Origin of the sequence: Undibacter mobilis (assembly GCF_003367195.1) — a bacterium.
In the GTDB taxonomy this organism is placed as follows: domain Bacteria; phylum Pseudomonadota; class Alphaproteobacteria; order Rhizobiales; family Xanthobacteraceae; genus Pseudolabrys; species Pseudolabrys mobilis.
Genome location: NZ_QRGO01000003.1, coordinates 85,784 through 98,700, shown reverse-complemented (window position 1 = coordinate 98,700; position 12,917 = coordinate 85,784). Strand labels below are relative to the sequence as shown.

The 12,917-nt window shown below is 61.5% G+C and carries 14 protein-coding genes; 9 read left to right on the top strand and 5 right to left on the bottom strand.

All coding sequences use genetic code 11. The features are described from left to right. The first annotated feature begins 225 nt into the window (after nt 1-225). The 3 genes from DXH78_RS17930 to DXH78_RS17920 all read left to right on the top strand — a co-directional run bounded on the left by DXH78_RS17930 (nt 226) and on the right by DXH78_RS17920 (nt 2,748). Complete coding sequence (locus DXH78_RS17930) at nt 226-867, top strand: MarC family protein (RefSeq protein ID WP_115518633.1); 642 nt, start codon at nt 226-228, stop codon at nt 865-867. Nucleotides 868-940: 73 nt separating this feature from the next. Continuing rightward, nucleotides 941-2,239: a hemolysin family protein gene (locus tag DXH78_RS17925; protein ID WP_115518632.1), complete on the top strand. Its 1,299-nt coding sequence runs from the start codon at nt 941-943 to the stop codon at nt 2,237-2,239. A gap of 62 nt (nt 2,240-2,301) precedes the next feature. Further along, entirely contained in the window at nt 2,302-2,748 is a 447-nt protein-coding gene (locus DXH78_RS17920) for a DUF1772 domain-containing protein (protein WP_115518631.1), read from the top strand. 25 nt (nt 2,749-2,773) lie between these two features. On the opposite strand, the gene DXH78_RS17915 is transcribed toward DXH78_RS17920, so the two are convergent. Both DXH78_RS17915 and DXH78_RS17910 read right to left on the bottom strand, forming a co-directional pair. Next, a complete protein-coding gene (locus DXH78_RS17915) occupies nt 2,774-3,076 on the bottom strand; it encodes a hypothetical protein (protein ID WP_115518630.1) in 303 nt (100 codons plus the stop codon). Between the two features lie 101 nt (nt 3,077-3,177). Then, on the bottom strand, nt 3,178-3,678 hold the full coding sequence (locus DXH78_RS17910; protein WP_115518629.1) for a single-stranded DNA-binding protein: 501 nt from the start codon (nt 3,676-3,678) through the stop codon (nt 3,178-3,180). A gap of 539 nt (nt 3,679-4,217) precedes the next feature. Here DXH78_RS17910 and DXH78_RS17905 point away from each other — a divergent pair. From DXH78_RS17905 to DXH78_RS19695, 5 genes are all read left to right on the top strand, one after another. Continuing rightward, entirely contained in the window at nt 4,218-4,862 is a 645-nt protein-coding gene (locus DXH78_RS17905; protein WP_115518628.1) for an outer membrane protein, read from the top strand. Between the two features lie 257 nt (nt 4,863-5,119). Further along, complete coding sequence (uvrA, locus tag DXH78_RS17900) at nt 5,120-8,071, top strand: excinuclease ABC subunit UvrA (RefSeq protein ID WP_115518627.1); 2,952 nt, start codon at nt 5,120-5,122, stop codon at nt 8,069-8,071. 75 nt (nt 8,072-8,146) lie between these two features. Continuing rightward, nucleotides 8,147-9,181, top strand: coding sequence for a hypothetical protein (locus DXH78_RS19705; RefSeq protein ID WP_147292675.1), 1,035 nt, complete (start codon nt 8,147-8,149; stop codon nt 9,179-9,181). A gap of 13 nt (nt 9,182-9,194) precedes the next feature. Beyond that, nucleotides 9,195-9,452, top strand: a complete 258-nt coding sequence (locus tag DXH78_RS19700) for a hypothetical protein (protein WP_147292674.1) — start codon at nt 9,195-9,197, stop codon at nt 9,450-9,452. Between the two features lie 47 nt (nt 9,453-9,499). Continuing rightward, a complete protein-coding gene (locus tag DXH78_RS19695) occupies nt 9,500-10,333 on the top strand; it encodes a hypothetical protein (protein WP_210209609.1) in 834 nt (277 codons plus the stop codon). Between the two features lie 159 nt (nt 10,334-10,492). Here the strand turns inward: DXH78_RS19695 and DXH78_RS17890 are convergent, their stop codons facing one another. The 3 genes from DXH78_RS17890 to DXH78_RS17880 all read right to left on the bottom strand — a co-directional run bounded on the left by DXH78_RS17890 (nt 10,493) and on the right by DXH78_RS17880 (nt 11,977). After that, complete coding sequence (locus DXH78_RS17890; RefSeq protein ID WP_115518625.1) at nt 10,493-10,717, bottom strand: hypothetical protein; 225 nt, start codon at nt 10,715-10,717, stop codon at nt 10,493-10,495. Between the two features lie 18 nt (nt 10,718-10,735). Continuing rightward, the gene (gene rpsU / locus DXH78_RS17885) at nt 10,736-11,014 is read right to left on the bottom strand and encodes a 30S ribosomal protein S21 (protein WP_115518624.1); all 279 of its coding nucleotides are present in this window, start codon (nt 11,012-11,014) and stop codon (nt 10,736-10,738) included. Between the two features lie 267 nt (nt 11,015-11,281). Then, on the bottom strand, nt 11,282-11,977 hold the full coding sequence (locus DXH78_RS17880; RefSeq protein ID WP_115518623.1) for a trimeric intracellular cation channel family protein: 696 nt from the start codon (nt 11,975-11,977) through the stop codon (nt 11,282-11,284). A gap of 162 nt (nt 11,978-12,139) precedes the next feature. Here DXH78_RS17880 and DXH78_RS17875 point away from each other — a divergent pair, with 162 nt between their 5' ends. Further along, on the top strand, nt 12,140-12,910 hold the full coding sequence (locus DXH78_RS17875; RefSeq protein ID WP_245416940.1) for an ion transporter: 771 nt from the start codon (nt 12,140-12,142) through the stop codon (nt 12,908-12,910). Nucleotides 12,911-12,917: the final 7 nt, after the last annotated feature.

The following is a 12,917-nucleotide window of genomic DNA, read 5'->3' as shown; positions in this document are numbered from 1 at the left end:
GACGCGTTCCTGAGGGCAGAGAATCTGCTGCGGATTTGTAGCTGATTTGGCCCCCGGACGCCAATTTTAAAGCCCCGGCAAGACAGTCTTTTTTTCTTGCAATTTCAATATTTTACAGCCGATTTTCCAAGCCCTCGGAAAGGGCACACGCGCGCCGCGAATAAAGCCGCGCAAAAGCGCTTTTAGGGCGCGTCAACGCCCCCGCGAACGGCTACCATCGGAACTATGGTGCTTGGCTCCGTCCCCTTCGATTTCCTGATCTCGGCGCTGGTCACGCTGCTGGTCGTCATCGACCCGATTGGCCTTGTCCCGGCCTTCCTCGCCGTCACCCACGGCTTGCCGGAAAAGAACCGGCCGCAGGTGGCGCTGCGCGCCTGCATTATCGCCACCATCATTCTCACCGGCAGCGCCATGATCGGAAACTGGCTGCTGCATGCGCTGTCGATCACGCTGCCGGCCTTCCGCATTGCCGGCGGCCTGCTGCTGTTCTCGATCGCCTCTGAAATGGTGTTCGGCGTGCGCGTCACGCGGCAGACCGAAGCCGCCGAACAGGCGATCGAGGAGCGCGTGCGCAACATCGCCGCCTTCCCGCTCGGAATTCCGCTGATGGCCGGCCCCGGCGCCATCACCGCGTCGGTCCTGCTGTCCGGCCGCGCCGGCGGCGACCCCATCAAGCTCGGCATGCTGTTCGCGGTAATCGTCGCCATCATGCTGCTCTGCCTTGCCGTGTTCCTGATGGCGACGCGGCTCGGCCGGCTGCTCGGCAGCACTGCCAATATGGTGCTATCGCGCCTGCTCGGTGTGCTGCTGGCGGCACTGGCGGTGCAGTTCGTCATCGACGGCATCCGCGCCACCATCGGCGCGTAGTCGCGTAAAGAGTCGCGCGGCAAAGTGCCGCCACGGGGCCGCGCCGGCCCTCGCGAACCATTAGATTGCCGTCATGGTCTATATCGAAATCGCCATCGTCATCGCGCTCACTTTCGTCAATGGCGCGCTTGCCATGTCGGAACTGGCCATCGTCTCGTCGCGGCACAGCCGCCTGAAGACGATGATTGCCCGCGATGTCTACGGGTCGCGGCGGGCGCTGGCGCTCGCCTCCGATCCCGGCCGCTTTCTCTCCACGGTGCAGATTGGCATCACTCTGGTCGGCATTCTATCAGGCGCCTTTTCCGGCGCGACGCTCGGCCTGCGCCTGACCGGCGTGCTGCAGAATCTCGGCGTGCCGAATGTCATTGCCGACTCCCTCGGTGTCGGTCTCGTCGTGCTCGTCATCACCTATCTGTCGCTCATCCTCGGCGAACTGGTGCCGAAGCAGGTCGCGCTGCGCGACCCCGAACGTGTCGCCTGCCGCGTTGCGCCGGCGATGACCGTGCTGTCGAAGATCTCCGCGCCGCTGGTAACGCTGCTCGACTTCTCCGGCCGAACCGTGCTGCGCCTGCTCGGCCAGGGCGAACGCGGCCAATCGCGCGTCAGCGACGAGGAAATTCAGAGTCTGATGGCGGAAGCCGAAAGCGCCGGCGTCATCGAGGCCGGCGAGCGCAAGCTCATCTCCGGCGTGATGCGGCTCGCCGACCGCTCGGTGCGCGGTGCCATGACGCCGCGGCATGAGGTCGAATGGATCGACTGCAATGCCGACGACGAAACCGTGCGCGGCATTCTGAACAGCACCAGCCGCGCCATTCTCCCCGCCGGAGAAAACATCGACGACATTCACGGCGTCGTGCGCATTCGCGACATGCTGCGCGCCGCGCTGGCCGGTGAGGACTTGTCGGTGCGCCGCTTCGTCAAAACCGCGCCGGTCGTCATCGACACCATGGATTCGCTCGACGTGCTGCCGGTGCTGCGCGATGCGGCGATTCCGCTGGCGCTGGTACATGACGAATACGGCCACTTCGAAGGCATCGTCACGCCGGCCAATCTGATGGAAGTCATCATCGGCGCCGGGCAGGCCTCGCATGATGAGCCGTCCGCCGTTCGCCTCGGCCCCGAACGCTGGTCGCTGGCCGGCTCGCTCGCAGCCGACGAGATGGCGGAGTTGCTCAGCATCGCGCTGCCGCGCGATCGCGGTTACCAGACCGCCGCCGGCTTCCTGCTGGCGCGGTTCCAGGCCATTCCGCAGATCGGTGACGCCATCGCCGCGCATGGCTGGCGCTTCGAGATTGCCGACCTTGACGGCCGCCGCATCGACCGCATTATCGCGACACGCGTCGTGACGGCGAACAGACGCCAGAAACTCTGAACGGCTGGCAGGTTTCAACACCACGACACGCCCTTGCCGCAGTTCGGAAGCACTTTGCGCCGATGCTTGCCCTGCAATTCGTCGCGCTCTTCCTCACCGCCTTCGCTCTGGTCCCGGGCGGCTCGCATGCCGCCTCGCTGATGACCAAGCTCGCCATGACGCAGGAGACCTATTTCGCGGCGCAGGCAATCTATAACGGCTGGGCGCTGTTCGGCATTGCCTCGTTCGGCGCGCTCGCCGCCAATGCCGTGCTGGCCGTTGCCCTGCGACGGCAGGCGATGCCGTTCCGACTCATGTTGCTTGCGGTCGTGTGCCTCGCCGGAGGCCTCGCGATCTTTTTCGCCTTCACCTATCCCGCCAATGTCGCGACGGCGAACTGGACCGTGGCGCCGGCCGGTTGGCAGGCGCTGCGCTGGCAATGGGAAATGTCGCACGCCGCCAATACGGCACTGACGCTCGCGGGATTCTGCGCGCTGTGTCTGGCAACGCTGCTGACCGAGCGCACGTAACCTGCGCGAGCGTTAGGCCGGTGCCCTACATCGGGCACTTCATCCTGTTCGGCTTCCAGCTGATGACCCGGAGCGACCACGCCCCGCACAGGAAGTTGTAATCGCCCTTCTCGCCGACCAGCGTCACGCCGATGCCGGCCGGCACAGACGCTCCGATCAGGGCATACGAAGACTTGCCGGTCTTCAGCATCGTGCAGAACGGCACTTTGAAGCTGGTGCAGCCGCTGGCAAAAACCTTGTTGCCGCGCATTTTCTCTGCCGACCAGGCGGCAGTGGACGCCGCAACGCACAGTGCGCCGGTGAGCGCAATCAACAGAACGCGATGCATGACAGACCTCCCCGTGAGCCGTTGAAACGGGAGCGATCTAACCATGCATCGCGGACGCTTACAATCTATGCGTTAGCGGCCACGGGCCATTACAACCGATTTCAGAACGGGATCTCGTCGTCCATGTCGTTGCTGCGGCCACCGCCGCCGGCCATCGCCGGCTGCCGGCGCGGCGCGCTCGACGACGGGCCGCTGGAGCCGAAGTCGTCGCTCGATCCGAAGTCGCCGCCGCTCGCACCGCCGCCGCCGCTGCGGCCGTCAAGCATGGTCAGCACCGAGTTGAAGCCCTGCAGCACGACCTCGGTCGAGTAGCGATCCTGACCGTCCTTGTCCTGCCACTTGCGAGTCTGCAGCGCGCCCTCGAGATAAACCTTGGCGCCCTTCTTCAGATACTGCTCGATGACCTTGCACAGGCCTTCGTTGAACACGACGACGCGGTGCCACTCGGTCTTTTCCTTGCGCTCACCGGTGTTCTTGTCGCGCCACGTTTCCGATGTCGCGATGCGCAGATTGGCGATCGGCCGGCCGTCCTGCGTGCGCCGAATTTCCGGATCGGCGCCCAGATTGCCGATCAAAATCACTTTGTTGACGCTACCCGCCATGATGCTCTCCGCCTGGCTGACCGATCTGCCGACAAAAGCCGAACCGAACCGTTCTTGAACCTAATCTTGCGCCACAGCTGATCCTAAACAGCTTAGGCGCAACGCAACCGGTCGCCGCTTCCGTTAAAAGGGTCCGCTCGCCGTGCGGCGTTCCCTGCCAATCTCACCCTACCGGCGCGGCATGGGAGGCGTCTCAGGTCGCCGCCTGTAATCCACAGCGGATCATGCCCCGCTTCGGGCGCCGACGACAGCGACGTAGCCACAGCGCCGAATGTTCTTATTTTGTTCTAGTTATCGAGCCCGCCTTTGTCAAATGGGTCGAGACAGCGTGTGGCACCCGCATTGCCGGAATGGTCGGCTGACGACACAACCCTGGCCTGTAGAAAAGTTCCCGCAATGGAACTTTTCGATCCCGGAGTTCCAAAATAGATTATAAGTTCCAGTAGCTTATATGCAACAGCTTTTACGCGAACATCGGATATAGGTTGCACACTACGCAGGTATTGCTTTCTTCTGCGCGTCCAAACCGGGAGCTTCTGATGCGATCAATTCATCTTTTCACTGCAGCGCTGGCCGTCATCGGCCTTACTGGCGCCGCCTCTGCCGCCGACATGCCGGCGCGCAACTACACCAAGGCTCCGCCGATGGTGGCTGGCTATAACTGGACCGGCCTCTACGCCGGCCTGAACGGCGGCTACGGCTGGGTCGACACTGGCGGCAACCCCGGCGGCTTCGTCGGCGGCGGCCAGATCGGCTACAACTGGCAGGCCTATGGCAGCCCGCTGGTGCTCGGCCTCGAAGCCGACATCCAGGGTGCCGACATCGACGAAACCGTGACCGGTGGCGGCATCTCGACCACCACCCGCATCAACGCCTTCGGCACCGTGCGCGGCCGTATCGGTTATGCCTGGGACCGCTTCATGGTCTACGGCACCGGCGGTTTCGCCTATACCCGCACCGAACTGAGCGCCACCAACGGCGTTGCTTCGGTTTCGGACAAGTCCTGGAGCTCGGGCTACACGCTCGGCGGCGGCCTCGAATGGGGTGCCTGGGATCGCTGGACCGTCAAGGCCGAGTACCTCTTCATTCACTCGGGCGACGTCAACCTGAACCTTGCCGGCGTTCCGGTGTCGGGCAACTACGACTTTAGCGTCGTGCGCGCCGGCCTGAACTACCGCTTCTAAGTTTCGCATCGACGAGACTGAAAAGGCCGGCCTCGTGCCGGCCTTTTTTTTGTGGTTTTGCGATGTATTTCCCCGCGCAGCGACATTGTCCGGCCACCGGTTATCCCCATATCGCAGCCGGCCGCAGCGAAAGCGTGCGCCGCCCCTAGCGAACCGGACCCGTTCTCACTACGTTCCACCCTGTCGTGTGCTCCAGCGGACCCAGTCGGTCGCCGGAACGCCGGCCTTTTGCCGCGCCAACAGGTTCTTCCGTGCCCATGAACGACAGAGCAACCGACAAATCCGCCAAACGCGCCCTCGACTCCCGCCAGATCACCATCCGCGGCGCCCGCGAGCACAATCTCAAGAACGTCGACGTCGTGATCCCGCGCGACCAGCTTGTGGTGTTCACGGGCCTGTCAGGTTCCGGCAAGTCGTCGCTCGCCTTCGACACCATCTATGCCGAGGGCCAGCGCCGCTACGTCGAGTCGCTGTCGGCTTACGCGCGCCAGTTCCTCGAGATGATGCAGAAGCCGGACGTCGACCAGATCGACGGCCTCTCCCCGGCCATCTCCATCGAGCAGAAGACGACGTCGAAGAACCCGCGCTCGACCGTCGGCACCGTGACCGAGATCTACGACTACATGCGTCTGCTGTGGGCGCGCGTCGGCATTCCCTATTCGCCCGCCACCGGCCTGCCGATTGAATCGCAGACCGTGTCGCAGATGGTCGACCGCGTCCTCGCGTTGCCCGAAGGCACGCGCATCTATGTGCTGGCCCCGGTCGTGCGCGGCCGCAAGGGCGAGTACAAGAAGGAGCTCGCCGAGTACATGCGCAAGGGCTATCAGCGCGTGAAGATCGACGGCGAATTCCACGAGATCAGCGAGGTCAAGCCGCTCGACAAGAAGTTCACCCACGACATCGATGTCGTGGTCGATCGTCTGGTCGTGAAGTCCGACATCACCGCGCGCCTCGCCGACTCGCTGGAGCAGTGCCTCAAGCTCGCCGAAGGCCTCGCCGTGGTCGAGCTTGCCGACGCCAAGGCGACCGGCGCCGCCGCCAATCGCGGCCGCAACGCCACCCACGAGCGGCTGATCTTCTCGGAAAAATTCGCCTGCCCGGTCTCCGGCTTCACCATTTCGGAAATCGAGCCGCGGCTGTTTTCATTCAATAACCCGTTCGGCGCCTGCCCGGCCTGCGGCGGTCTCGGCGTCGAGCAGCATATCGATGCCGAGCTGGTGATCCCGGACCGCGACGCCAAGGTCGGCAAGGGTGCCATCGCGCCCTGGGCCAAGTCGTCGTCGCCTTATTACACGCAGACGCTCGAGGCGCTCGGCAAGCACTACAAGTTCACGCTCGACACCAAGTGGAAGGACCTCGGCAAGAAGACCCAGGAGGCTATCCTCTACGGCTCCGGCGAGGACGAGATCAAATTCGTCTATGACGACGGCATGCGCGGCTACACCACCAAGAAGCCGTTCGAGGGCGTCATCACCAATCTCGAACGCCGCTTCAAGGAAACCGATTCCGAATGGGCGCGCGAGGAACTGGGCAAGTATTTCACCGACACGCCCTGCGCCGCCTGCCATGGCGCGCGCCTCAAGCCCGAGGCCCTGTGCGTCAAGATCGCCGGCCTGAACATCTCGCAGGTCACCGAACTGTCGGTACGCAAGGCCGAGGAATGGTTCACCGACCTCCCCAAGCAGCTCAACAAGAAGCAGGCCGAGATCGCGCCGCGCATCCTCAAGGAAATCCGCGACCGCCTGCGCTTCCTCAACGATGTCGGCCTCGATTACCTGAACCTGTCGCGCGCCTCCGGCACCTTGTCCGGCGGCGAGAGCCAGCGCATTCGCCTCGCCTCGCAGATCGGCTCCGGCCTCACCGGCGTGCTCTACGTGCTCGATGAGCCGTCGATCGGCCTGCACCAGCGCGACAATGCCCGCCTGCTCGACACCCTCAAGCGCCTGCGCGATCTCGGCAACACCGTGATCGTGGTCGAGCATGACGAGGATGCCATCCGCATCGCCGATCATGTGCTCGATATCGGCCCCGGCGCCGGCATTCACGGCGGCAACATCATCGCCGAGGGCCAGGTCGAGGACCTGATCGCCGCGCCGCAGTCATGGACCGGCAAGTACCTGTCCGGCGAACTCAACGTCGCGGTGCCGCAGCGCCGCACGCCCAATCCGCGCCGGCAGATCAAGGTCGTCAACGCCCGCGGCAACAACCTCAAGAACGTCACCGCCGACATCCCGCTCGGCCTGTTCACCGCCATCACCGGCGTGTCCGGCGGTGGCAAGTCGACGCTGCTGATCGACACGCTCTACAATTCGGTGGCGCGCAAGCTGAACAACGCCTCGCTCGCCCCCGCGCCGCATGACCGCATCGAGGGCCTCGAGCACATCGACAAGATCATCGACATCGACCAGTCGCCGATCGGCCGCACGCCGCGCTCCAACCCGGCGACCTATACCGGCGCCTTCACGCCGATCCGCGAATGGTTCGCCGGCCTGCCCGAAGCCAAGGCGCGCGGCTACGAGCCCGGGCGCTTCTCCTTCAACGTCAAGGGCGGCCGCTGCGAGGCCTGCCAGGGCGACGGCGTCATCAAGATCGAGATGCACTTCCTGCCGGACGTCTACGTCACTTGCGACGTCTGCAAGGGCAAGCGCTACAACCGTGAAACGCTCGAGGTGCTGTTCAAGGGCAAGTCGATCGCCGACGTGCTCGACATGACGGTCGAGGAAGCGCTCGAATTCTTCAAGGCCGTGCCGCGCGTGCGCGACGTGCTGGCGCTGCTGCACCGCGTCGGCCTCGACTACATCCATGTCGGCCAGCAGGCCACGACCCTGTCGGGCGGCGAGGCGCAGCGCATCAAGCTTGCCAAGGAGCTGTCGAAACGCTCGACCGGCCGCACGCTCTATATTCTTGATGAGCCGACGACGGGCCTGCACTTCCACGACGTCGCCAAGCTGCTCGAAGTGCTGCACGAGCTGGTCGAAGGCGGCAACACCGTGGTGGTGATCGAGCACAATCTCGAGGTCATCAAGACCGCGGACTGGGTGATCGACCTCGGCCCCGAAGGCGGCGACGGCGGCGGCGAGATCGTCGCCAAGGGCACGCCGGAGGACATCGTCAAGGAAAAGCGCAGCTACACCGGGCAGTATTTGAAGCCCGTGCTGGCGAAGAAGGATGCAGGCCCGAAGAAGAAGGGTCAGAAGGCGGCGGAGTAAGACCTACCGTCAGCACTACTGAGCATCAGGCGAATCGGCTAAAATTAACTTCTTACGTTTCGCCATGCGCGATTTATGCAGCCGGTGCATAAAACCGGACTACCATCAAACCCGCCTTTTTCGGGGTTGCAGAGTATTGACTCGCAGCCATTAATTGTATTCGATTTTATAAAGAAGTCGAACCCGGCCAAAATACAGTTAAACCTCATTTCCAGCCCTAGAGACCCTCCAATAGAACGTCTCCTCGCCATACCGGTGCATCTTTTCTACTGGGTTGTCGGCGCCTCCGCGATAATCACGGTAGCGCTTGCGTATGTTAATTCGAATCACCCGGCCACATTCGAGAATATATTTGAGTTCGTAATTTCCGACCCGATTGCGCAAAAAATCTATGCAGCGCGCTACGGAATTGTGTTGGTGGCATTTCTTACGCTTCTATTGCGGGGCGCTCTTCGAGAGCGAGAGGAGCGCCGAAAATGGATTGCAATCCTGAAAGAAATGGAAAGCACGTATGCAATCTTCGATCATATACGCGAAGAACTCAACAGCCACACTGGCTACATATCACAAGACTTAAAATACCAACTGAATCTCGAGCTAACAAGACTCGCCAACGCGACATGCAACATTCTTGGTACTTATACCGGGTATTCATGCCACGTTTCTATTAAGACACTTAGTGCTTCAGGCCTAGTGCAAACCGCAACACGTTGCGAAGCGAGCGCAACCGCGAGACGAGACGCAGACGACCGACTTGAGCAATTCCATTATCAAGGCAACACAGCGTTTAAGGCCATTGTAGATCCGCCAACTAGGTGGCAACGAAAGCGCGGGTACTACATTTCAAATCATTTACGTTTACTGTGGGCGCTACGACTTTATAAAAATCAAAACAAAGACTGGTTCAAAAAGTATCGCGCAACACTGGTCGTGCCGATTACGACGGCCAAATCGGATGCACAAGTTAGCATCGATAACACTTATGGATTTGTTTGCGTGGATAATAAGCATGGGCGTTTTGACAATGCCGCAGCCCGCCTCCTCTTGGCACGCACTGCCTCCCTATGCGTAGGAGTTCTTACTAGACTCTCCCGGCAACGCTCCTCCTAAAAGGACAGGCCACATGACAACAAAAGACGCCCTCTCTTACGCGACACCCTCCATCGTCGATATATCCGACGAAGACACCTTCAACCTCCAGCAGAATCGGCAATACGTAATCAAGATACTTTTGGAAAGCAGAGATATTTATCTTAGAAAGAGAGATGCACACGAGCTGCCAGAAGATTTGACCGCGTTAAGTGCGCCACAGCCGCTGATATTCAGATTTTTACATGCTCTGCGTCATGACCAGCAATCAAAAGCCGGAGGGAGAAAATAGCGTCTTAATCAAACCCGACCTATAGGACGCGTTTCGCGTAACGACCATTGAGTATGCGCCCCGAACATTTTTTATCGCCCGAACAAATCGAGTCTATTTGCCATTCCGACACCGCCTCGTCAGCGATGTTCGGATATGTTTCCGGCTTGAGCGATGAGCTATTCTTAGATTACGTCGGCATGCACCGCAGTCACCCAACCGTACGACGCATTTTCTTCAATGAAATCACAAAACGCCCTTCACTACCGAGCGAAGCGATCGATCGTCTAACAGAATTGTTAGTTCTGGACATTGAACGAGGAATTGATCGACAGAAGAACGAAACACTTATCCGTCACCTTTTTACAAGCATGTCAATGCAAATGCGGACACGGACATTTCGCTGCTTGATGAGCAATGGTACCCGTTCTGCAAAGAAGTTCATGCTCCGAAGAACAAGTCCCGATATGGTTCCGGGAATTGAAGATGTCGTTCTATCTTTGGCTTTAGCTGAGAGAAATGAAGATGCATTAGTCGGCATTGTATACCGCTGGCCGCTTCCAATGTGGCATAGTCGCGCGCTGGAGCTTTATCAGGCCGCCGCTGATCTTCCGTGGCTGCAACGCAAAATAATCTTCAACACCAATGAACCGGATGCGTTTCTACAAAGCGGATTGGTCAACGACCCAATAACTGAGCTCTATGTTCGGGCAAGATATTCTCGCCCGGCGGCAGAAATGCTGTTTGACGCAGCTATCAAAGCCGCAATTGATGAAGTTGATCTTCTCGCTGGCGTCAATCGCCTTGGTCTGGTTGCGTGGTGTTTAGGGCGATACAAGGCATTCGATCATTTGGCCAAAATTCCTTCCGTATTCGAGATCAATGGATTACCGATCGAATAGGCTGTCTGGACACATTCTTAAAAGATTCAGCCCGTAGACCGCACGCCGAACTAGCGAAGCGTAATTCGCCGTTTAAGCCAGCGGTGACAATTTGGTGGGTTACGGCGCCACGCGCCTGACCCGCCCTGCAATCCCCAAAACACCAGGCGTGGAAAGTCCCTACTCCGCCTTTTCTTTCTCCTTCACGCGCCAAAGCTGAAATCCCACCAGCTTGAGCGCGGCCTCGATCTTGAAGCGGGAGAAGTTGTGCGGCGGCTGCGCGCCGTTCTCGACAAAGCCGGCGGGCGTCCACGGCGCGAATTGCGCCGGCAGCTTGGCGCCCTCCTCATCGCCACTGAAGGCGGAAAGGTCATTGTCCTCGGACGTGAAAATATAAATACGCATGCAGATGACTCCTTACAGTTAGGCGGGCCGAGGGCCGCGCGGCGCGAGCGGCTTGCCCTGGGCGTCGAGTTTCGGTTTCGGCTTCGGCGCGGGCAGCAGGCCTTCGCGGATCGCCTTCTTGCGCGCCAGCTTGCGGATGCGGCGCACCGCCTCGCCCTTCTCGCGCACCGTCTGCTCGGACGGCTTCTCGTAAAAGCGTCGGCGCTTGAGCTCGCGGAACACGCCCTCGCGCTGCATCTTCTTCTTCAGAACGCGCAGCGCCTGATCGACGTTATTGTCGCGAACGAAAACCTGCATCCATCGGTGCTCCTGTTGAGGCGGGAGCCCGGACACCTGGCGCAGCGTCTCGCTGTCTCTCAGCCACCGGCGCCTGTTGCATCAGCCGATGATGGAATCGAACCTAGGCCCTTTGGCGCGCAATAGCGAGGCACGAGCGTTGACCGCGCGGCACTAGGACCGGCCGCGAGGAGTTCGCTGACAGTGCGCGCTACCTGCCGAAAGGCAGATCAGCCGCCGGAAGCGCGGCCCGGCGCCGCCAGGAGAAGCGCGATGACGGAGCAACGCTCAGCCGTGGTCGACACCCTCGCCGCTCTGCGATTTTGCGGGCCGCTGGCCAAGCTGTTCGACCTCCTCCACCGTCCTGCCTTCCCTTGCGCGGTACACCGGCAGCGACCAGTGATAATGCAGGGCCAATGCGCGGATGGTGAAGCACAGCGCAAAGCCGGTCCCTGTGGCCGCCGCGTTTGACACACCCAGCCCGATCAGCCCGACATAGGCACCCGCGCCGGCCAAAGCCGCGGTGACATAGATCTCCTTGCGCAGCACCAGCGGGCTCTCGCCGCCGAGAATGTCGCGGATCACCCCGCCGAAGGTCGCCGACATCACGCCCATCGCCACCGCGATGAAGCCGCCGGTGCCGGCTTCGAGCGCCTTGTCGGCGCCGACCACGCAGAACAGCGCCAGCCCGGCGGCGTCGAGCCAGAGCAGCGCGCGGTAGCGCGACTCCGGAATATGCGCGAGGAAGAAGGTCGCCGCCGACACGACGAGGCAGATCACCAGCGACGCCGGTTCCTTCACCCAGAACACCGGCAATTGCCCCAGCATCACGTCGCGCAGGCTGCCGCCGCCGATGCCGGTGGCGGCGCCGAGCAGCATGAAGCCGAAAATGTCCATGCGCTTGCGTGAGGCGACCAGCGCGCCGGTCACTGCGAAAATCGCAATGCCGAACCAGTCCAGCGCAGTCAGCCAGGACGTGGGCATTGAATCGGGCATAAGTGCTTGTAGCGGGACCGGTGCCGGCAGGAAAGGCGGAGTCGAACCATGATAGGCTGCCCGCACGACCAGCGCCCGACCGGAGCGACCGCCAGCGTGACCCGAGCGAAAGCCAGACCAGCCAACAGGACAAAAACCGCCCCCGGCCGCTTGGCCGGGTTTCGCGGGTCCCTGCAACAGCTCTACGAAGGCGCCACGCCGGCGGCCTATCGCTTCCGTTATGCGCTGCTGGCCTTCGACATCGGCACCATCCTCTTCATCGTCGGAACCTCGTTCATCGCGCGCGAGCGATGGGTCGAGACCTGCGACATCGTGTTCGGCCTCATCATCCTCATCGATTTTGCTGCGCGCCTGTTCATCAGCGACCGGCGCTGGCGGGACCTGATGCATCCGGCGACCTGGGCCGACATCGCGGCCATCGTCTCGTTTCTGGCGCCCATCGTCGGCGAAGGCGCGGGCTTCCTGCGCATCCTGCGCACGCTGCGGCTGCTGCGCAGCTATCGCCTGCTGGCGCAACTGCGCGCCGACAGCGGCTATTTCCGCCGCTACGAGGAAGTCATCTTCGCCGTCATCAACCTGGCGGTCTTCATCTACGTGATGACCGCGGTCGTCTATGAGACGCAATATCCCGTCAACAAGGAAGTCGCCAATTATGCCGACGCGCTGTACTTCACCGTCACGGCGCTGACCACCACCGGCTTCGGCGACATCACATTGCCCGGCACCACGGGACGGCTGATCACCGTGGCGATCATGATCTTCGGCGTGACCTTGTTCTTCAATCTGGCACGGGCCTTGATCAGCCCGAACAAGGTCCGCTTTGCCTGCCCCGATTGCGGCCTGCAGCGCCACGATGCCGACGCCGTGCACTGCAAGGCCTGCGGCCGGACGCTGAATATCCCCGATGAAGGGCACGTATGACGCAGCG